Source organism: Amycolatopsis sp. 505 (assembly GCF_031625235.1).
Lineage (GTDB): Bacteria > Actinomycetota > Actinomycetes > Mycobacteriales > Pseudonocardiaceae > Amycolatopsis.
Map to the genome: position 1 here is coordinate 281609 of NZ_JACKQP010000011.1, position 19266 is coordinate 300874.

Sequence of the window (19266 nt, forward strand, 5' to 3'; positions counted from 1 at the left end):
TACCCCAGCCCGCAGCCCACCAGTCGAACTTCCGGTGTACCGCACAACGCCGGGTCCATGAGCACGATGTGACCCGGTCGACGCTCAGCGTCACCCGTCCGCGCGGCGCTCGGGAAGCTCCTCACCGGCCCACGTACCCTGGCTTGGTGCGCACCCGGCCCACCCTTTCCTGGACGTCGGCGGACGCGCCGCTGCCGCGGACGTCCAGCCTCGACGAGCTGACGAGCATCGTGGCGCGCGGGCGGGTCGCCGTGCTCAGCGGGGCCGGGTTGTCCACCGAATCCGGGATTCCCGACTACCGCGGCGAAAGCGGCAGCCTGCGCCGGCACACGCCGATGACCTACGAGGAGTTCGTCACCAGCGCCGAAGGGCGGCAGCGGTACTGGGCGCGCAGCCACCTCGGCTGGCGCACGATCGCCCGCGCCGACCCCAACGACGGCCACCGCGCCGTGACGGCCCTGCGCGAGCGGGGTTACGTCTCCGGCGTCATCACGCAGAACGTCGACGGCCTGCACCAGGCGGCCGGCACCGCGGACGCCGTCGAGCTGCACGGCAGCCTGGACCGCGTCATCTGCCTGGACTGCCGCCGCACCAGCCCGCGGATGGAGCTCGACCGGCGGCTGCGCGCGGCCAACCCCGGCTTCACCGGCGCGGCCACCCGGATCAACCCGGACGGCGACGTCGAGCTGCCCACGGACGTCGTCCGCGGCTTCCGGCCGGTCCCGTGCGAGGCCTGCGAAGGCGTGCTGAAACCGGACGTCGTGTTCTTCGGCGAGAACGTGCCGCGGCCGCGGGTCGAGCAGTGCTTCCGGCTGGTCGACGACGCCGAGGCGCTGCTGGTGCTCGGTTCGTCCCTGACCGTGATGTCGGGACTGCGCTTCGTCCGCCACGCGGCCAAGGCGGGCAAGCCGGTGGTGATCGTCAACCGCGGGGAGACCCGCGGCGACCGCTACGCCGCGGTGCGCGTCGACCGGCCGTTGGGGCCCGCGTTGACCGAGCTGGTCAGCCGGCTCGCCGAGGAGCGCGGCCGAACCGCGTGAGCAGCCACTCCTGCCGGGACGCACCGGGCGGGATCGGCGGCGGCTCGGCGAAGACGGCCGGGCCCAAGCCCGCGAAGATCATGGCGTAGTGCTCGTCGATCCACGCGACCAGGCCCGGGTCGAGGGTCTCGTCGGTGCCGAGCGCGCGGGCGAGGTCCCAGGTGTGCACGGTGCTGTCGGTCGTGCGCACGGCCAGGGCCTGCCGTCCGGTGAGCTTGCCGAGCGGGTAGTCGACGACGCGGTCCAGCGCGCCTTCCTCGGCGAAAGCGGCGGCGCAGGCCCGGACCGAGCCGGTGTACGCGGCAACGGGGTCGTCGCCGAGGGCGTCCTCGTCCCGCCGGGCCAGGAATTCCTCGCGGGTCGCACCGCGGAGGAGACCGATGTAGTTGAGGTTGCCGCGGGTCATGTGGTTGACCAGCGCCCGCACGTCCCACTCGGAACACGGCGTGGGCGCGTGCCAGCCGTCGGGTGGCACGGCGCGGAGATGGTGTTCGAAACCCCGGGAGGCGAGCAGGAAGCGGTCGAGGAGCATGCCGACCAGCCTGGCGCGGCTCGCGAGGCCGTGCTCGCGGTTATCGGACCGAGTGGACGAGCCGGTCCGGGCAGGTGGGGGGAACCTGGCCCGGACCGGCTCTGGCGACGGACCTCCACAGCCGGTCGTCGCCTGCAAGACGCGGCGGCGGCCCCATGCGTTACAACGGCTGCAACCCGGTCCACGACCAGCGGGGCACCGGCAGCCCGGCGGGGACGTCGGCGGGCGGGCCGGGGTAGGTGAGCACCTCGGCCACCGCCCACTCCATGTACGCCCGCAGCGCGGCGCGGAACTCCGGGTCGGCGGGCAGGCCGGCGTCGTCCGCGGCCCGGACGAAGCACGCGACGAACCGGCGGCCGAGGTCGGTCATGTCGCCGTTGCCGGCGTGCATCCGGAGCATCGCCGAGTGGTCGCTGCACTCGCGGGAGAACCGCGGCGGGCCGCCCATGACCTCGGCCCAGTACCAGGCGAGCCGCTCGACGTGCTGCGGGTGCTGGTCCTGCTTCGAGAACGGGTGGTTCAGCTCCGGGTCGGCCAGGCAGCGCTCGTGGTGGGCGGCCGCCAGCGCGCGGAACGCGGGGTCGCCGCCGGCGAATTCGTAGAGCGTCGGACGCATCCGCCGAGCCTGGCACGCCAGGCCGCCGGGGGCTAGCGTGCCCCGGCGGCCGCGCGTTCCGCCGCGGGGGAGAAGCCGCCCAGTGCGCCGACCGCCCGCTCGACGTCCTCGGTGACGAGATCGTGGTTCAGCGCCCCGGCGGCGGCCGCGCCCTGGGCGGCGGCGATGATCACGGTCGCCCGCGCGTCGACGACGTTCCCCGCGGCCCACACCCCGGGCACGCCGGTCTTCCCGGACGGGTCGACGTCGCCTTCGGCGTAGCCGAGGTCGCGCAGCAGCTGGTCGTTCGGGACGGTCCGGGTGCGGAGGAACAGCGCGGCCCGCGGCACGAACCGGGCGCCGACCTCGATGCCGGTGAGGCGGCCGCCTTCGCGCCGGACGGCGGTGACGACGCCGTCGACCACGCGGATCCCGCGCGCGTCGAGCCGGTCCCGGTCCGCATCGGACGGTGGCTCGGTGTGCGCGAAGTACACGACGTCCGGTGACCACTGGCGGACCAGCAGCGCGTGCTCGACGCTCGCCGGCTCGGTGCCCAGCACGCCGAGCGGCTGGTCGCGCAGCTCGTAGCCATGGCAGTAGGGGCAGGTCATCGCGTCGGTGCCCCAGCTCTCCCGCAGACCCGGGAGCTCCGGCAGGTCGTCGTGGACGCCGGTGGCGACCAGGACGCGCCGGGCGGTCAGCTCGCGGCCACTGGCCAGCCGGGCCGTGAAGCCGTGGTCCAGCCGGGTCACCCGGTCTTCGAGGAGTTCCACGCCGTAACCGCGGAGCTCGCCGCGGCCGATTTCCAGGAGTTCGGACGGCGGCAGGCCGTCGCGGGACAGGAAGCCGTGCATGTGCGACGCCGGCGCGTTGCGCGGTTCTCCGCCGTCGACGACCGCGACGCGCCGCCGCGCCCGGCCCAGCATCAGGGCGGCGCTGAGACCCGCGGCGCCGCCACCCACCACCAGGACGTCGAAGCTGTTGTTTTCGCTCATGCCGCCACCATGAACCCGGCTTGGCGAATTCGACAACTAATGTTGCCGATTCCGGGACAAGCGGGTTTCCTGGGGGCATGACGGACGCGATCACCCAGGCCCTCGCCGAGGTCGGCCCCCGCCTCAAGCGGGTCCGCACGCAGCGGCGGGTCACCCTCGCCGACCTGTCGGAGGCGACGGGCATCTCGAAGAGCACGCTCTCCCGGCTGGAGTCCGGGCAGCGCAAGCCGAGCCTGGAGCTGCTGCTGCCGATCGCCCAGGCCCACCAGGTGCCCCTCGACGAACTGGTCGGCGCGCCGGAGGTCGGCGATCCCCGCGTCCGGCTGACCGCGCGGCGGATCCCGCGCCACAACGGCGCGACCATGACGGTGCTGCCGCTGACCCGCCAGCCGGGCGCGCCACAGGCGTTCAAGATGATCCTGGAACCGGAGACGGGCGAGCCCGATCCCCAGGTCCACGAGGGCTACGAGTGGCTGTACGTCCTGTCGGGCCGGCTGCGGCTGATCCTGGCCGACCGGGACATGACGCTGGGGCCGGGCGAAGCGGCGGAGTTCGACACCCGCCTCCCGCACTGGTTCGGCGCGGTCGGCGGCCGGCCGGCGGAGATCCTCAGCCTGTTCGGCAAGCAGGGGGAGCGGCTGCACCTGCGGGCGAAGTCGCGCTAGCCCAGCTCGCGCTGCATCAGGAGGGTGTCGAGCCAGCGGTCGTGCTTGAAACCGACGCGCCGCAGCACGCCCGCGTCGGTGAAACCGGCCGCCCGGTGCAGGTTTCGCGACGCCGGGTTCCCGGAGTCGACGATGACCGCGATCGCCTGCCGGGCTCCGGCTTCCCCGCACCGCTTGAGCAGTTCGTCGAGCAGCCGCCGCCCGTGGCCCCGGCCGGCCGCCCGGGGTGCGAGGTAGATCGTCGTCTCCACCGAGTACCGGTACGCCGGCTTGGGTCGCCACGGCGCGGCCAGCGCGTAGCCGAGGATCTCGCCCTCGTCGGCGAGGACGAGGAAGGGCCACGTGCGCTCGCGGATCTTCGCCCGCCACTGCTGCGCGGTCGGCGGCGTGGTTTCGAAAGTGAAGACCGAATCGGTGACGTACGGCGAGAAGACGGCGGCAATGCCTTCGGCGTCGGCCTCCGTCACTTCCGCTATAGTGGACATAATCGGTATTATAGAGGAATGATCGATCCGGGATCGCTCGGCCGCCACCTGCACGACCTGCGGGCGGGCCGCGGGCTGGCGCTGAGCGCACTGGCCGGGGCGGCGGGTGTGAGCGTCAGCATGCTGTCGGCCATCGAGCGCGGCGAGAAGACGCCGACGGTCGTGGTGCTGTCCCGGATCGCCGATGGCCTCGGGCTGTCGCTGTCCCGGCTGCTCGCCGACCTGGAGAGCGACCGCGTGATCCTCCGCCGCGCGGCGGAGCAGGACCACATCGCCGAACCCGGTGGCTGGCACCGCACCGTGCTGACCCCGGTCGTCCCCGGCGTCAACTTCGAGTGGATCCGCACGACCCTGCCGCCCGGGTGCGACGCGGGCGCTTTTCCGGCGTACGCCCCGGGATCGCACGAGTTCGTCGCCGTCGAGTCGGGCGAGCTGTGCCTCGGTGTCGGCGAGGCGGAGTACGTCCTCGCGGCGGGCGATTCGGTGTACTTTCCCGCCGACGTCACGCATTCCTACGCGAACCGCGGCAAGAAACCGTGCGTGTACTTCATTGCGGCCCTGATCATGCGGTCCCGCTCGGCGGGGTGAGGAAAACGGGGTGACACGGCCGCGAAGGCCGTGTCACCCTTCCCGTCATGTTCCCCGTGTCCGATAGCGCGACGCTCGCAGGCCTGTCCCTGCCGAGCGCGGTGTCGGCACGGCTGACCGGCGCTCGAAGCTGACCCTTCCCCGATTTCCCCCGCCCTGGGCGCGAAACCGCCGGGGGAGGGTCGACGCGCTCCGCCCGGTTTCGCGCAGTTCCGTTCCAGCGCAGGGAAAACCCATGACCAAGCAGCAGTACGTGCGGACCAAGCCGCACCTGAACATCGGCACGATGGGGCACGTCGACCACGGCAAGACCACCCTCACCGCGGCCATCACCAAGGTCCTCGCCGAGCGGGGTGGCGCCGACTTCGTCGCCTTCGACCGCATCGACCGCGCGCCGGAGGAGATCGAGCGCGGCATCACCATCAACATCGCCCACGTCGAGTACGAGACGCCGACCCGGCACTACGCGCACGTCGACATGCCCGGGCACGCCGACTACGTCAAGAACATGATCACCGGCGCCGCCCAGCTGGACGGCGCGGTGCTCGTGGTCTCGGCCCAGGACGGCGCGATGCCGCAGACCCGCGAGCACGTCGTCCTGGCGCGCCGGATCGGCGTCGAGCACCTCGTCGTCGCGCTCAACAAGGCCGACGTCGCCGAGGACGAGGAGCTGCTCGACCTGGTCGAGCTCGAGGTGCGCGAGCTGCTGACCCGCTACGGGTTCGACGGCGACGCCGTACCCGTGGTCCGGGTTTCCGGGCTGCGCGCGCTCGAGGGCGACCCGCGGTGGACGCAGCGCATCCTCGACCTCCTGGAGGCCGTCGACGAGCACGTGCCGATCCCGTCGCGGCGGCTCGACCTGCCGTTCCTGATGCCGATCGAGAACGTCCTCACCATCACCGGCCGCGGCACCGTCGTGACCGGCGCGGTGGAGCAGGGCACCCTCGCCGTCGGCGACGCGGTCGAGGTGGTCGGCCTCGGCCCGGCGGTGACCACCGTGGCCACCGGGCTCGAGACGTTCGGCAAGCCGATGGACCGCGCCGAGGCGGGCGACAACGCCGCGGTGCTCCTGCGCGGGGTCAGGCGCGGCGAGGTCCGGCGCGGCCAGGTCGTCTGCCTGCCGGGCAGCGTCCGGCCGCACACGCGGTTCCGCGCGGACGTCCACGTGCTTTCGGCCGCCGAGGGTGGCAGGCGGACGCCGTTCGCGGCGAACTACCGGCCGCAGTTCCACTTCCGCACCAGCGACGTCGTCGGCGTGGTCGCCCTGGCCGAAGGCGTCACCGTCGTCCGGCCGGGCGACGCGGCGGAGCTGACGGTCGAGCTCGGCCAGCCCGTCGCGATGAGCCCGGGCCTCGGGTTCGCCATGCGCGAAGGCCGGCTGACCGTCGCCGCCGGCACCGTCCGCGAGGTGCTGGACTGAAGATCGGGCTCGCCCCCGCCCGCGGGCGGGGGCGAGCTTGACGCATCCGATCATTTGCTCTTAGCTGAACACGCATCCCGATCCGCCGTCGGAAGCGCGGGCTTCCGCCATGGCGAGATTAGGGAGACTCCGTGGGAAGAGCGTTGAGCCGCCGCCGTGCCGTCGTCTGGGGAGCCGCGGGCGCGGCCCTGCCACTGGTCGGATCTCCGGCGGCCGGAGCCGAGGAATTCGGGAACCAGCCGGGCCGCTTCTTCGACGTCACGAAATTCGGCGCGAAGGGCGACGGGCGCACGATCGACACCGCCGCGATCAACCGCGCGATCGACGCGGCCGCGACCCGCGGCGGCACCGTGTACTTCCCGGCCGGGACGTACGCGAGCTATTCGATCCACCTCAAGAGCAACATCGCGCTGTACCTCGGCGCCAACGCGACGATCCTGGCCGCCGCCCCGGCCGGCGGCCGGGGCTACGACCCCGCCGAACCGGGCGCGGGCAACCCGTACCAGGACTTCGGGCACAGCCACTGGCACAACAGCCTGATCTGGGGCGAAAACCTGGAGAACGTCACCATCGAGGGGCCCGGCAAGATCGACGGGAAGGGCCTGGTCGCCGGGGGCAGCGCGGAATCGGCGCCGCTCAACGGGAACAAGGCGATCGCGCTCAAGCTGTGCCGCAACGTCGCGATCCGCGACATCACCATCGTCAACGGCGGGCACTTCGGCATCCTGCCCACCGGCGTCGACAACTTCCGCATCGAAGGCCTGGTGATCGACACCAACCGCGACGGCATCAACATCGACTGCTGCAAGAACGTGCGGATCGCCGATACGACGGTCAACTCGCCGAACGACGACGCCATCGTGCTCAAGAGCTCGTACGCGCTGAACCAGGTGCGCGACACCGAAAACGTCACCATCGACAACTGCTTCGTCAGCGGCTACGACCTCGGCACCCTCGTCGGCGGCACGTTCAAGACGTCGTCCTACGGCCGCACCGGCCGGGTCAAGTTCGGGACCGAATCCAACGGCGGTTTCCGCAATATCGCGATCTCCAACGTGGTCTTCGAGCACTGCCGCGGTCTGGCGCTGGAAACGGTCGACGGCGGCCGGCTGGAAGACGTCACGATCAGCAACCTGACCATGCGCAACGTCCAGATGCCGTTGTTCCTGCGGCTGGGCGCGCGGATGCGCGGGCCGGCCGGGATCCCGGTCGGGTTCCTGCGCCGGGTGAGCATCAGCGACGTCACGACGATCGACGCGGACCCGCGCTATCCCTCCTGCCTCGCCGGGATTCCGGGCCACCCGATCGAGGACGTCAAACTGAGCAACATCCGCCACCACCTGGCGGGCGGCCTGACGCCGGGGGACGCCGTGCAGAACCCGCCGGAGCTGGAGACCGCGTACCCCGAGCCGTCGATGTTCGGCACGCTCCCGGCGTACGGCTTCTTCGTCCGCCACGCCCGGGGAATCAGCTGGGACAACGTCGATGTGCGCTTCGGCAGGCAGGACACGCGCCCGGCGTACGTCCTGCGGGACGTGGCCGACGCCGACGTGCACCACTGCCGCGCGGAGAAGGTGGCGGGCACGCCGACGTTCGTGCTCGACGGCGTCGACGACTTCCGGGTGAGCGACGGCCGCCCGGTGCCGGAGGCCCGGGTCGACCACGCGGATCACCAGGAGCTGTAGGAACTCCGGCCGGGTCCCGGCGCCGCCGCGGGACCCGGCCGGTCAGCCGCCGGTCAGCGGCCGCGCAGCTTCGGGCGGGCCAAGCCGATCACCGACATGACGATCAGAGCCACCGCGGCCACCGCCGCGATCACCGTCAATACGGGCGCCCGGCTGTCCGTGCCGGTCAGGCTGAGAATGCTCGACAGGAGCAGAACCGCCCCCACGGCCAGGAAGATCCAGCACAGCGCAGCCGTTTCCGGGATGAAGCGCCAACGCCGTTCGGCCATCGCAACCTCCTCGATCGGGTGTGTCCGGGGAATTGCCCCGGCCGGGAGTCGATCAAACCGGCGGAAATCCGCCATGACCCGCAGCCGGCGATCAAGCCGTCGCAAACCTGCCAGCCCGCGCGATCCGCCGCCGGTTCACTGGGCCGCATGAACGCACCAGCGCCGCGGTGGCCGGCCGTCTTCGCCGTCACCGTCGGGATCTTCGCCATCGTCACCACGGAAATCCTGCCGATCGGGCTGCTGACGCCGATCGCGGCCGGGTTCGGCGTCTCGGCCGGGACCGCCGGCTGGACCATGACCGTGCCCGGGTTCGTCGCCGCGGTCGCCGCGCCGGTGGTCACCGTCGCGGCCGGCCGGCTCGACCGGCGCGTTCTGCTGGGCGGCCTCCTGGTCCTGCTCGCGGCCGCCGGCTTCCTCACCGCCGCCGCACCCGCGTTCTGGGTGCTGCTGGCCGGCCGGTTCCTGGTCGGCGTCGTCATCGGCGGCTTCTGGTCGATCGGCGCTGGCCTGGCACCCCGGCTCGTCGGGACGGCGGCCGCCGCGCGGGCCACGTCGGTCATCTTCGCCGCGGTGCCCCTCGGATCGGTGCTGGGCGTGCCGCTCGGCACCCTCGTCGGTCAGCTCGCGGGCTGGCGGACGGCGTTCCTCCTGCTCGGCATCCTGAGTCTCGGAACCGCTGCGGCCCTCGTGCTCCTCGCGCCGCCCCTGCCGCCCGAAGAAGCCACGCGGCTGACCGTCCTGAGTGGACTCCTGCGGCGGCGCGGCGTCCGAAGTGGACTGCTGGTGACGTTCCTCGTGGTCCTCGCCCACTTCGGCACCTACACCTACGTCACGCCGCTGCTGCGGGACGTCGTCCGGCCGGAGGTGCTCAGCGCCTACCTGCTGGCGTACGGCGTCGCCGGGATCGCGGGCACGTTCCTGGCCGGTCGGTACCGGGCGGGCTTCGCGCTCGCGGCCGCGCTGATCGCGGTGGCGGTCTTCGCCCTGCCGCACACCGGACCGGCCGCCGCGCTCGTGACCCTCCTGGTGTGGGGCGTGGCCTACGGCGCGGTGCCGGTCTACTCCCAGCTGTGGTTCGCGCGCGAAGCGCCGGACGCCCGCGAGGCGGCCACGGTCCTGTTCACCGCGTCCTTCCAGGCGACGATCTCCGCCGGCGCGCTGGCCGGCGGCTTCGTGGTCGACGCGGTGTCGGTTCCGGCCGTGATGACCTGCGGGGGAGTGGCCGCCCTGCTCGCGGCGGCGGTGATTCAGGGTGCGCGCCGCACCGGCGGCCCGGCCCGCAGCGCCCGGGGGATCTCGGCGACGTCGTCGACGACGGCGAGCAGCCGGTCGAGGTCCTCGGCGGGCGCCGCCGAGTCGATCTCGACCGAGTAGGTGATGCCGGTCGACGCCCACGTCGTCGTGTCGAAGCCGCCGGTGGCCGTCACCCGTACCCCGGCCAGCTCGATGCCGAGCCGCTCCGCCTCGCGGTAGAGGTCGTTGAGGACGCACCCGGCCGCGGCGAGGTTCAGCAGGTGACCGCCGGTGAACTCGGTCTCGACGCTGACCCCGGCGGGGGTCCAGCGATGGGGGAACCGGACGCCCGTGCCGCTCAGCAGCGACCCGGCCCCGGCCACGACGTCGAATGCCATGGACCCAGTCTCGACGTTCCGCTGGTCGGAACACAAGCCTGTCCCGACCGGCCGGCCCGGTGCGACGGTCGGGACATGGCTCCCGTGATGGCGGCGATCGTCGGCCCCGGCAACATCGGCACCGATTTGCTGGCGAAGCTGCGACGCAGTGAAGTGATCGAAGTCGGGTACGTGGTCGGCGTGGTCGAGTCGGACGGTCTCGAGCGCGCCCGCGCGCAGGGGATCGCGGCGTCGGCCGAGGGCGTCGACTGGCTGCTGCGCCAGGATCCCCTGCCGGAACTCGTCTTCGAAGCGACGTCGGCGAAGGCGCACGCCGCGAACGCGCCGCGGTACGAGGAAGCCGGCATCCAGGCGATCGACCTGACCCCGGCGCACCTCGGCCCGATGGTCTGCCCGCCGGTGAACCTCGGCGCGCACCTCGACGCGCCGAACGTCTCGATGATCACCTGCGGCGGCCAGGCCACGATCCCCATGGTGCACGCCGTTTCCCGGGTGACGGCGGTGCCGTACGCGGAGATCGTCGCGTCGGTCGCTTCGCGGGGCGCGGGGCCGGGAACGCGGGCGAACATCGACGAGTTCACGCGCACGACGTCGCAGGCGGTGGCCGAGATCGGCGGCGCCGGGCGCGGCAAGGCGATCATCATCCTCAACCCGGTCGAACCGCCGATGATCATGCGGGACACGGTGTTCTGCGCGATCCCGCTCGACGCCGACCGCGAAGCCGTCACGGCGTCGATCCACGAAATGGTCGCCGAAGTGCAGAAGTACGTGCCCGGCTACACGCTCCGCGCCGACCCGCAGTTCGACGACGCGCGCGAAGACTGGGACGGCAACGCGCGGGTCGGCATCTTCCTCGAGGTCCGCGGGAACGGCGACTACCTGCCGGAGTACGCCGGGAACCTGGACATCATGACCGCCGCGGCCGCCCGGGTCGGCGAGCTGATGGCCCGCGCGAAGCAGGAGGTTTCCGCATGAGTGAGCCTGCGAACGAATCGAACGTCACCGGCCGCCCGGCTCTGCGCCACGACGTCCGGATCGTCGACACGACGCTGCGCGACGGCAGTCACGCGATGGCCCACCGGTTCACCGAGCAGCAGGTGCGCGGCACCGTGCGCGCGCTGGATCGCGCGGGGGTCGAGGTGATCGAGGTGACCCACGGCGACGGCCTCGGCGGCTCGTCGTTCACCTACGGCTTCTCCGCCGTCGACGAGCTCAAGCTGATCTCCGCGGCTCGCGAAGAGGCGAAGCAGGCGAAGATCGCGGTGCTGCTCGTGCCGGGCATCGGCACGGCGGAGGACCTCCAGCGCGCTTTCGACGCGGGCGCGGAGATGGTCCGGGTGGCGACGCACTGCACCGAAGCCGACGTCTCGCCGCAGCACTTCGGCCTGGCGCGCGAGCTCGGGATGGAGACGGCCGGGTTCCTGATGATGGCGCACCGGACGCCGCCGGAAGACCTCGCGAAGCAGGCCCGGATCATGGTGGACGCGGGCTGCCAGGCGGCGTACGTGACGGACTCGGCCGGCGCGTTGCTGATGCACGAGGCCCGCGCCCGCTTCGAAGCGCTGGTCGCCGAGGTCGGCGACACGGCGTGGGTCGGCTACCACGGGCACCAGAACCTCTCGCTCGGCGTCGCGAATTCGGTGCTGGCGTACGAGGCGGGCGTCCGGTACATCGACGGCTCGCTCTGCGCCCTCGGCGCCGGCGCGGGCAATTCGCCGACGGAGGTCCTCGCGGCGGTGTTCGACCGCCTGGAGATCGACACGGGCCTCGACGTCGGCGGCCTGCTCGACGCGGCGGAGGAGGTCGTGCGCCCGTACCTGCACCGCTGGCCGAAGATGGACCGCAACGCGATCGTCCAGGGCTGGGCCGGGGTCTACTCGAGCTTCCTGCTGCACGCCGAACGCGCGGCGGAGCGCTACGGCGTCCCCGCCCAGGCGATCCTGCGCCGGTGCGGCGAGCTCGCGCTGGTGGGCGGCCAGGAGGACATGATCATCGACGTCGCGGTGCAACTGGCGGCGGAAGGGTAGGCAACCGGACACCGGCTTCGCGCGTGGGAAGGGCATGGAGACCGACCCCACCCTGGACGACGCGCCGGACATCCCCTGGCCCGTCCGCCGCCGGCTGCTGCGGACGGGCCCGATCCGGCGGGCCTCGTGGTCGCGGCGCCTGCCCGCGGTGTCCGCGGACCTCGCGCTGCACCTCCTGGTGGCGGCCGTGGCGGCGGCGGGGGTCGACCCGGAGGGAGGCGTCGCCTTCCTGGTCACGGCGGTGGTCACCTACCTCGCCGTCTCCTTCGTCCACCGCGTGCTCCTGCAGCGGTGGTGGGGCGCCACGATCGGCAGGCTGCTCGCCGGCCTGCGCTGCGCGGACCCGCGGACGGGCCGTCCGCCGACCCTGCGCCGGCTCGCCCTGGGCTGGCTCTACGGGCTGTTCGCGACCGTCGTCGCCGTCCTCCCCTGACCGGCGAACCGGTCCAGGGCGGCGAGCTTCCAGGCGCGTTTGACGTCACTGGCACCGTGCCCGGACCGGTCGTCGACGAGCAGTTCGGCGCCCGGCCACGCTGCGGCCAGTTCCCACGCCGTCGTCACCGGGCAGCCGGCGTGCGCGTAGTAGTGTGTGGTGAGCCGGACGAACGCCAGCAGCGCGTCGTCCGGCGGTCCACTGTGGACGCCTCCGGTGGCGCCCGGTTCGAGGGACAGGACCGTTATTCCCAGGCGTTCCACGCGAGGGCGGCGCTGTCCCGCCGGTCCGGGTCCGCCATCAGCCGGGCGTAGGCGGCCACGACGTCGTCGTCCCCGGCGACGTCGCGGAAGCGTTGCCACGCCTCGGGGAAGAAGCGGCCGGCACCGTGGTACAGCGGGAAGCGTTCGGCGTACACCAGGGCGAGCGTTGTGCCCCACGAGCCACCCGTCACCAGCCAGCATTCGATGCCGAGGTGCTCCCGCAGCCGTTCCAGGTCGGCGACGAGGTGGTCGGTGGTGTTGTGCCGCAGCGACGTCGCGGGATCGGCCGCGTGCGGACGGCTCCGGCCGCAGCCGCGCTGGTCCAGCAGCACGACGCGGTACCGGGCCGGGTCGAACATCCGCCGCATGCCGGGTGAGCAGCCCTGGCCGGGGCCGCCGTGCAGCACGACCGCCGGTTTGCCGTCCGGGTTCCCGCAGGTCTCCCAGTACACCCGGTGCCCGTCGCCTACGTCGAGCAGCCCGTGGGCGTAGGGCTCGATGGGCGGGTGGAGGTCGATCACCCGCCCATCCTGTCAGGCGGGTTCGCCGAACCACGTCCGCAAGGCCGCCTCGAGGTCGGCCGTCGAGCCGTCCTCGCTCGCCCAGGCGATGTGCCCGTCCGGCCGGACCAGCACGCCGGTCAGGGCCGGCTCGCTGTCGCACTTCGCGGACAGCACGTTCACGCGCCCGGCCCACCCGGCCGCCGTTTCGCGCAGGCCGGCGGCGTCGGCGAGGTCGAGCAGGAGCGCCTTGCCGTCGTGGAGGCGTTCGCCGAGCCGGCTGCCGTCGGCGAAGGCGAAGTCGGGCGCGGCGCGGCCGGTGAGGTCGTGCTCGCCGTCGATCGCGTACCGGTGCAGGACGCCGGAGAGCTTCTTGGCCAGGTAGGTCGCGCCGTCGCCGGTGGCCAGCAGATCGGTCATGACCTGGCGCAACGCCCTGGTCCGCACGTCGCTGCGCATCAGCGCGACCTGCGCCCGGGTCCACTCGAGAACCCACTCGCCGATCGGGTGCCGCTCGGCCGTGTAGGTGTCGAGCAGGCCTTCGGGCGCCCAGCCCTGGATGGTCGCGGCGAGCTTCCAGCCGAGGTTCACCGCGTCGCCGATGCCGAGGTTGAGGCCCTGCCCGCCGAAGGGGGAGTGGACGTGCGCGGCGTCCCCGGCCAGCAGCACGCGGCCCTGGCGGTAGGTGGTCGCCTGGCGCGCGTTGTCGGTGAAGCGCGTTGCGCTGTGGACCTTCGTCACCCGCACGTCCGCGCCGGAGACCCGCCGGAAGCTGTCTTCGATTTCCTGCGCGGTGATCGGCGCGTCCCGGTCCTCGGGCGGCCCGTCGAACTCGACGGTGAGGATCCGCCCGGGCGTCGGCCCGTGGACGTAGAGCCCGCCGGGGCCGTGCTGCCACCCGGCGGGCAGCGCGTCGGCGCCGGTGAGTTCGGTGAGCGCCTGCCGCCCGGTGATGGCGGGGTCGGTGCCGGGGAAGTCGAAGCCCGCCAGCTTGCGGACCCGGCTCCGCCCGCCGTCGGCCCCGACGAGCCAGCCCGCGCGCACGGATGCGCCGTCACCGAGGTGCACGGTCACGCCGCTGTCGTCGGCGTCGAACCCGGTGAGCTCGGCCCCGCGCCGGATCTCGACGCCCAGTTCGGCGGCGCGCTCGGCCAGGATCGCCTCGACGGCCTGCTGCTGGATGACGACGACCCGGGCGGCGGGCCCGACGTCCCGGAAGGCGGGATCGGCGAAATCGACCCCGCCCGAGGTCACCATGATCCCGGCGAAGTGCCCCACCGGAACGGCTTTGGGGCCACCCCCGCCCCGGGATTCGAGGAACTTCTGGATCTGCGCGAAGTTCTGCTGCACGACGGCGTCCGTCGCGGGCAGCAGACCCCGCCGGTAGAAGGCTTCGGCCGTGGTCAGGTTGACCGACCCGGCCTTGATCGTCTGGTCCGGTTCGGGCAGCCGTTCGACGACGAGCACGTCCACGCCCGCCAGTCGCAGTTCGCAGGCCAGCATCGAGCCGACCGGTCCGCCCCCGGAGATCACCACATCCCTGTTCATGGCTCCGATGATGCCGCGAAACTTTTACCGAGTCAAACTTTGAGCTCGGTCTATACTCTCTGCTCATGGCTGACCCCGGACTGCGCGAGCGGAAGAAGCAGGCCACCCGCCTGCTGATCTCGAACGTGGCCACAGGCCTGTTCATCCAGCGCGGCTTCGAGGAGGTGACGGTGGCGGAGATAGCCGAGGCGGCGGGCGTCTCGAAGATGACGGTGTTCAACTACTTCCCGCGCAAGGAGGACCTGTTCCTCGACCGTCACGCGGACCGCTTGGCGGAGCTGACCTCAGTGGTCCGGGACCGGCCGGCGGGGGTGTCGCCGTGTGAGGCGCTGCGCCGTCACCAGCATGCGCTGTTGTCCTCGGGTCACCCGTTGTCGGGCGCGATCGCGGGCGGGCCGGGCTTCTGGTGGGTGCTGACGTCGAGCCCGGCACTGATGGCGCGCTGGTACGAGCAGGAGCGCGAGATAGCGGAGGCGTTCACCTCGGTACTGGCCGAGGAGACGGGCGACGCCTTCCGCTCCCGCATGGTGGCCGGCCTCCTCACGACGGCGATCACCACGGTGTTCGCCCACGCCATGGGCCGCATCGTGGCGGGCGACGACGCGGAGGTGGTCCGGCAGGAGCAGGTCGCGGTCATCGACCAGGCCTTCGACCTGGTGGAACACGGGGTGGGCGAGTTCCCGCAAGGGCGTTACGGTCGCTAATGTTCCGTAAGAAACTTTAGCTGGAGTAAGGCGGTGGCTCCTCATACCGTGACGGAGTGCTCCCTCTCCTCCTGGCCGGGTTCGGGACCGGCCTCTCGCTGATCGTGGCGATCGGCTCCCAGAACGCCTTCCTGCTCCAACAGGGCCTGCGTGGCGGCGCCGTGGCGCCGCTGGTCGTCATCTGTGCCGTCTCGGATCTTGTTCTCATCGGACTCGGGGTCAGCGGGGTCGGGGCCGTGCTGGAGCGGTGGCCGACGGCGATCGGCGTGATTGCCGTCGGGGGTGGGCTGTTCCTGCTGGGGTACGGGGTGCTCGCCGCGCGGCGGGCGCTGCGGCCGTCCGTGATGATCGTCGGGGAGGAGCGGACGCCGCTGCGGAAGGCCGTGGTCGCCTGTATTGCCTTCACCTGGCTCAATCCGCACGTCTACCTCGACACCGTGCTGCTGCTCGGCTCGGTGGCCGCGGCGCAGGGGGACGGGCGGTGGCTGTTCGGGGTCGGGGCCGGGGTCGCCAGCGCTGTCTGGTTCAGTGCGCTCGGGTTCGGCGCGCGACGGCTGGCCGGGGTGTTCGCCAAGCCCATGGCGTGGCGCGTGCTGGACGTCGTGATCGCTGTGACCATGACCGGGCTGGGCGTCGGCATGCTGCTCACCCACGTGTGATCACCAGAGCGCCGACTCGGGTGGACGCTCCAGCTCCAGCAGGAACTGTTTACGCTTGAGGCCGCCCGCGTAACCCGTCAGCTTCCCGCCCTTGCCGACGACGCGGTGACACGCCACCAGGATGCTCAACGGGTTGCGGCCCACCGCCGCGCCGACGTCGTGGGGCAACGCCTGCAAGGAGCGCGCGAGGTCGCCGTACGTTGCCGTGCTGCCGTAGGGGATCGACGCGATCTCCGCCCACACCGCGCGGTCGAAGTCGGGGCCGGTGGCCTGCGTCGGGACGTCGAATTCCGTGCGCTGGCCGGCGAAGTACTCCTTCAGCTGCCGGGCGGCCTCGGGGAACGCCGTGTCGTCGCGGTGGCCGAAGGTCGCGCGGTCCGGGCGCGGCCAGTGGTTCGGGAAGTACAGGCCGGTCACGGTGTCGCCGTCGCCGGTCACGGTCAGCTGGCCGATCGGGGAATCCAGTACTGCGTGCTTCATGAGGTCTCCCAGGTTGTGCCGTCCGGGTGGGCGCCGCGCAGGCCCGGGATGGGGTAGCCGGCCAGCGCCGAGGTGGCAAAGGTTCGATGTGGACTCCAGGACGTCGAGAGCTGCAACCGCCGCGCCATGCCCGCCCAGCCGGCCGGGGTGGCGCTGACGACCCACGCGTCCGGCTCCGGCGCGGCGAAGCGGCGGGCCTGGCGCAGCCACGAGGCCGCCGTCTCGGGCCAGGTCACCGTGGCCAGCACCAAGCCACCCCAGGCCGTGGCGATCTGCTCGCCGTCGGGGCGGGACGGCGTGTCCGTGCCGATGACGATGTGCCGGGCTCGGCCGATCAAGCCCAGCAGCGCCTCGAGTTCGGGGGAAGTCATGCTGCGTCGTGGAAGACGAGGCCGAGGGTGTGCCTGCGGCCCGAGCGGACTGCGGAAACGCCGTGGCGGACCGGGGCCGCCGACCAGCCGCGGGCCGAGCGGACCGGCCGGTCGCGGGTGGTGAAGACCAGGCCGTGGCCCTGCGGGATGAGGGTCGCCGTGCCGCGGGACTGGGCGCGCGGCCGCTGCTCGACGAGGAGGAACTCGCCGCCGGTGTGATCGGTGCCCGGGTCGTTGAGGTTGATCACCACCTGCAGCGGGAACACCTTGTCGCCGTAGAGGTCGCGGTGCAACGCGTTCCAGCCGCCGGTCTCGTACCGCAGCAGGATCGGCGTCGGCCGCTGTTGCCCCGCGGCGTGGCACACCGCCAGCCACTCGTCCAAAGTGGACGGCCACTCCGCCGGCCGGCCGAGCTTTGCGAACCAGTCTTGGGCGATCGGCAGCAGGCGTGGGTAGAGCGCCTGGCGCAGGCGTTGCACGGGTTCCGGGAACGGCGAGGCGAAGTAGTGGTAGTCGCCGTTGTCGCCGAAGCGGTGACGGCGGAGGTTCACGGTCGCCCGGAAGTGTGATGGCTGGTCCCAGAGTGCGATGAGACGCGCGCACTCGGCCGGGGTGAGCAGCTGCGGTAAGAGCGCGCAGCCGTAGTCATCGACCTCGTCGGCCACCGCGGCCCAGTCCGCCGCGGCGACGCGTTCTTCGAACGTTTTCATGGTGCCTTCTTGGTCGGTGGGGCTTGTTGGTGGACTGCCGGAGGAGGGAGTGGCGCCGGCAGCGGGCCGGGTGTGCGGTTGCGGTTGCGGTGGTTGGCGCGGCTTAGTTGGCTACGGCGGCGCGTTCTTCGAGGCCGTCGGTCGGGCGACGCGGGAGCAGGCGAGCCCCGCCGCCGCGTTGAGTGTGCGGTCGTGGTTGTTGATCTCGGCGGCCGCGACGCGATCGGTGGAGGCGTGTTTTCGAGCGTGGTCACGTTGGTTCCGTGGCTGGTTGGGCGCGCGGCCGTCGGGGCGGGGGATGGGGGAGCGCGGCCGGTGGCGGGTTGAGTGCGCGGGTTGGTGGTCTCGGCGGCCGGCGCGGCCAAGGTGGTGGCCGCCGCCTGCTGTCGCGCTGCGTCGGGATGGGTACGGCGAGAGACGAGGACCGCTTGGTGGCGGCGGCGTGCTGTCGCGCGCATCGGGGAGAGCCGGACACGTGGGCGACGCGGCGAGACGCGAGCACCACCGCCGGCGGGCCGGGTTGTCGGCGCCGGTGGTCAGCGCGGCCCGGGCGGCGGCGACGTGGGCGTCACGCTGCCTCCAGGGTCAGCAGGGCTCGCTTGGCTTCCGGGCCGCCCGCGTACTGGCCGTACGAGCCGTCCGAGCGGACTACCCGGTGGCAGGGCAGGACCACCGGTACCGGGTTCAATGCGCAGGCCGTGCCCACCGCGCGGACCGCCTTCGGGCTGCCCGCCGCCGCTGCTACCTGGGCGTAGCTTTCCGTTCGGCCGTACGCGATCTCTGCCAGGTGGTCCAGCACCGCGCGGCGGAAGCCGCGGGCCAGGCGGAGGTCCAGGGGGACGTCGAAGGCTTGCCGCCGGCCGGTGAAGTACTCCTCCAGCTGGCGGGCCACCGGGTCCAGGCGGGCCGGGGCCCGGAGGATGCGGGGGCTGATGGCCGCCGCCAGCTCGGCCAGCACCGCGTCGTGGTCCTGGCGGTCGAAAGCCACCTTCACCAGGCCCTGCTCGGTGGCCGCCAGCAGCAGGGGGCCGAGCGGGGTATCGACCGTGTGGTAGGCGACGTCCAGCAGGCCCTGGCGCGCCGCGTCGGCGACCAGCCGCTCGTGCATCACGCTCGAATCGAGCAGGATCTCGTTGCCGAAGAACTGGAACATGTCCGTCATGAGTGCGCTCCTTCCAGGGGGTAGACGGCCCGCAGTGACTTGACGCCGTCGGCGGCGGCGCGCCGGGCGGCCTCGACCGTGCCTCCGGTGATCTCCGCGATTTCGCGGTACGGCAGCCCGGCCAGGTAGTGGTAGGCGACGGCGATGCGCTGCTTGTCCGGCAACCTCGCCAGCGCGTCCCACAGGTCGCCGTTCCACGCGGCCGCGCCGCCGGGCCGGTCCGGCACCTCCTCGACCGGGATCGGGCCGCGGGCCTGCGCGCGGGTGACGTCGACGGCCTTGCGGTGCGCGATCGTGACGAGCCACGCCTGGACGTTCGCGTCGGCGGGCAGCTCGGGGTACGCCTTCAGCGCCGCCAGGAACGTTTCCGACCAGGCGTCTTCGGCATCGGCCGGCCCGAGCACGGCCCGGCAGACCCGGAGGACCATCGGCCCGTGCTCGGTGACGACTTGCTCGAACGGTTTCACGATCACATGAGGTAGACGTCCGGGGGCGGCGAAACGT

The 19266-nt window shown here is 72.4% G+C and carries 22 protein-coding genes and 2 pseudogenes; 11 read left to right on the plus strand and 13 right to left on the minus strand.

Annotated features, from left to right (window positions below; translation table 11 throughout):
* Positions 1-146: 146 nt before the first annotated feature.
* Complete coding sequence (locus tag H5965_RS36695; protein ID WP_310975628.1) at positions 147-1040, plus strand: NAD-dependent protein deacetylase; 894 nt, start codon at positions 147-149, stop codon at positions 1038-1040.
* On the opposite strand, the gene H5965_RS36700 is transcribed toward H5965_RS36695, so the two are convergent.
* The 3 genes from H5965_RS36700 to H5965_RS36710 all read right to left on the minus strand — a co-directional run bounded on the left by H5965_RS36700 (position 1003) and on the right by H5965_RS36710 (position 3162).
* Complete coding sequence (locus H5965_RS36700) at positions 1003-1572, minus strand: TIGR03086 family metal-binding protein (protein WP_310975629.1); 570 nt, start codon at positions 1570-1572, stop codon at positions 1003-1005. The genes H5965_RS36695 and H5965_RS36700 overlap by 38 nt on opposite strands.
* 160 nt (positions 1573-1732) lie before the next feature.
* Positions 1733-2188 (minus strand): group II truncated hemoglobin, encoded by a 456-nt coding sequence (locus H5965_RS36705; RefSeq protein WP_310975630.1) that lies wholly within the window; start codon positions 2186-2188, stop codon positions 1733-1735.
* 32 nt (positions 2189-2220) lie between these two features.
* A complete protein-coding gene (locus tag H5965_RS36710) occupies positions 2221-3162 on the minus strand; it encodes an NAD(P)/FAD-dependent oxidoreductase (RefSeq protein WP_310975631.1) in 942 nt (313 codons plus the stop codon).
* Positions 3163-3239: 77 nt separating this feature from the next.
* On the opposite strand from H5965_RS36710, the gene H5965_RS36715 reads away from it, so the two are divergent.
* Positions 3240-3827 (plus strand): XRE family transcriptional regulator, encoded by a 588-nt coding sequence (locus H5965_RS36715; protein WP_310975632.1) that lies wholly within the window; start codon positions 3240-3242, stop codon positions 3825-3827.
* Here H5965_RS36715 and H5965_RS36720 read toward each other — a convergent pair.
* Positions 3824-4312: a GNAT family N-acetyltransferase gene (locus H5965_RS36720; protein ID WP_310975633.1), complete on the minus strand. Its 489-nt coding sequence runs from the start codon at positions 4310-4312 to the stop codon at positions 3824-3826. The genes H5965_RS36715 and H5965_RS36720 overlap by 4 nt on opposite strands.
* An 18-nt stretch (positions 4313-4330) precedes the next feature.
* On the opposite strand from H5965_RS36720, the gene H5965_RS36725 reads away from it, so the two are divergent.
* From H5965_RS36725 to H5965_RS36735, 3 genes are all read left to right on the plus strand, one after another.
* Entirely contained in the window at positions 4331-4900 is a 570-nt protein-coding gene (locus tag H5965_RS36725; RefSeq protein WP_310975634.1) for an XRE family transcriptional regulator, read from the plus strand.
* A gap of 235 nt (positions 4901-5135) precedes the next feature.
* Positions 5136-6320, plus strand: a complete 1185-nt coding sequence (tuf, locus tag H5965_RS36730; RefSeq protein WP_310975635.1) for an elongation factor Tu — start codon at positions 5136-5138, stop codon at positions 6318-6320.
* Between the two features lie 194 nt (positions 6321-6514).
* A complete protein-coding gene (locus H5965_RS36735) occupies positions 6515-8005 on the plus strand; it encodes a glycoside hydrolase family 28 protein (protein WP_310975761.1) in 1491 nt (496 codons plus the stop codon).
* Between the two features lie 53 nt (positions 8006-8058).
* On the opposite strand, the gene H5965_RS36740 is transcribed toward H5965_RS36735, so the two are convergent.
* A complete protein-coding gene (locus H5965_RS36740) occupies positions 8059-8274 on the minus strand; it encodes a hypothetical protein (RefSeq protein ID WP_310975636.1) in 216 nt (71 codons plus the stop codon).
* A 147-nt stretch (positions 8275-8421) separates the two neighbouring features.
* Between H5965_RS36740 and H5965_RS36745 the strand changes: the two genes are divergently transcribed.
* Complete coding sequence (locus H5965_RS36745) at positions 8422-9648, plus strand: MFS transporter (protein ID WP_310975637.1); 1227 nt, start codon at positions 8422-8424, stop codon at positions 9646-9648.
* Here the strand turns inward: H5965_RS36745 and H5965_RS36750 are convergent.
* Positions 9597-9905: pseudogene (locus H5965_RS36750) on the minus strand (OsmC family protein); the annotation flags it as partial. The gene H5965_RS36745 and the pseudogene H5965_RS36750 sit on opposite strands and share 52 nt — an antisense overlap.
* A 75-nt stretch (positions 9906-9980) precedes the next feature.
* Between H5965_RS36750 and H5965_RS36755 the strand changes: the two are divergent.
* From H5965_RS36755 to H5965_RS36765, 3 genes are read left to right on the plus strand one after another with little or no spacing between them, the layout of a single operon-like run.
* Positions 9981-10880 carry an acetaldehyde dehydrogenase (acetylating) gene (locus H5965_RS36755; RefSeq protein ID WP_310975638.1) on the plus strand — a complete coding sequence of 300 codons (900 nt, stop codon included), beginning with the start codon at positions 9981-9983 and terminating at the stop codon, positions 10878-10880.
* On the plus strand, positions 10877-11932 hold the full coding sequence (gene dmpG / locus H5965_RS36760) for a 4-hydroxy-2-oxovalerate aldolase (protein WP_310975639.1): 1056 nt from the start codon (positions 10877-10879) through the stop codon (positions 11930-11932). Before H5965_RS36755 ends, dmpG begins: the two co-directional genes overlap by 4 nt.
* Before the next feature lie 34 nt (positions 11933-11966).
* Positions 11967-12365, plus strand: a complete 399-nt coding sequence (locus H5965_RS36765) for an RDD family protein (RefSeq protein WP_310975640.1) — start codon at positions 11967-11969, stop codon at positions 12363-12365.
* On the opposite strand, the pseudogene H5965_RS36770 reads toward H5965_RS36765, so the two are convergent.
* A pseudogene (locus H5965_RS36770) lies at positions 12326-13149 on the minus strand (alpha/beta fold hydrolase). The gene H5965_RS36765 and the pseudogene H5965_RS36770 sit on opposite strands and share 40 nt — an antisense overlap.
* A 12-nt stretch (positions 13150-13161) precedes the next feature.
* The gene (locus tag H5965_RS36775; RefSeq protein WP_310975641.1) at positions 13162-14676 is read right to left on the minus strand and encodes an FAD-dependent monooxygenase; all 1515 of its coding nucleotides are present in this window, start codon (positions 14674-14676) and stop codon (positions 13162-13164) included.
* Positions 14677-14741: 65 nt separating this feature from the next.
* Here H5965_RS36775 and H5965_RS36780 point away from each other — a divergent pair, with 65 nt between their 5' ends.
* Complete coding sequence (locus H5965_RS36780) at positions 14742-15380, plus strand: TetR/AcrR family transcriptional regulator (protein WP_310975642.1); 639 nt, start codon at positions 14742-14744, stop codon at positions 15378-15380.
* Positions 15381-15436: 56 nt separating this feature from the next.
* On the plus strand, positions 15437-16039 hold the full coding sequence (locus H5965_RS36785) for a LysE family transporter (protein WP_310975643.1): 603 nt from the start codon (positions 15437-15439) through the stop codon (positions 16037-16039).
* Here the strand turns inward: H5965_RS36785 and H5965_RS36790 are convergent, their stop codons facing one another.
* The 5 genes from H5965_RS36790 to H5965_RS36810 form a co-directional block, all read right to left on the minus strand.
* Positions 16040-16519 carry a methylated-DNA--[protein]-cysteine S-methyltransferase gene (locus tag H5965_RS36790; protein ID WP_310975644.1) on the minus strand — a complete coding sequence of 160 codons (480 nt, stop codon included), beginning with the start codon at positions 16517-16519 and terminating at the stop codon, positions 16040-16042.
* Positions 16516-16890 carry a hypothetical protein gene (locus H5965_RS36795; protein WP_310975645.1) on the minus strand — a complete coding sequence of 125 codons (375 nt, stop codon included), beginning with the start codon at positions 16888-16890 and terminating at the stop codon, positions 16516-16518. Before H5965_RS36795 ends, H5965_RS36790 begins: the two co-directional genes overlap by 4 nt.
* A complete protein-coding gene (locus tag H5965_RS36800; RefSeq protein WP_310975646.1) occupies positions 16887-17600 on the minus strand; it encodes a 2OG-Fe(II) oxygenase in 714 nt (237 codons plus the stop codon). Before H5965_RS36800 ends, H5965_RS36795 begins: the two co-directional genes overlap by 4 nt.
* A gap of 568 nt (positions 17601-18168) precedes the next feature.
* Positions 18169-18762 (minus strand): methylated-DNA--[protein]-cysteine S-methyltransferase, encoded by a 594-nt coding sequence (locus H5965_RS36805; protein ID WP_310975647.1) that lies wholly within the window; start codon positions 18760-18762, stop codon positions 18169-18171.
* On the minus strand, positions 18759-19235 hold the full coding sequence (locus H5965_RS36810; protein WP_310975648.1) for a sigma-70 family RNA polymerase sigma factor: 477 nt from the start codon (positions 19233-19235) through the stop codon (positions 18759-18761). The genes H5965_RS36805 and H5965_RS36810 overlap by 4 nt, the downstream gene beginning before the upstream one ends.
* Positions 19236-19266: the final 31 nt, after the last annotated feature.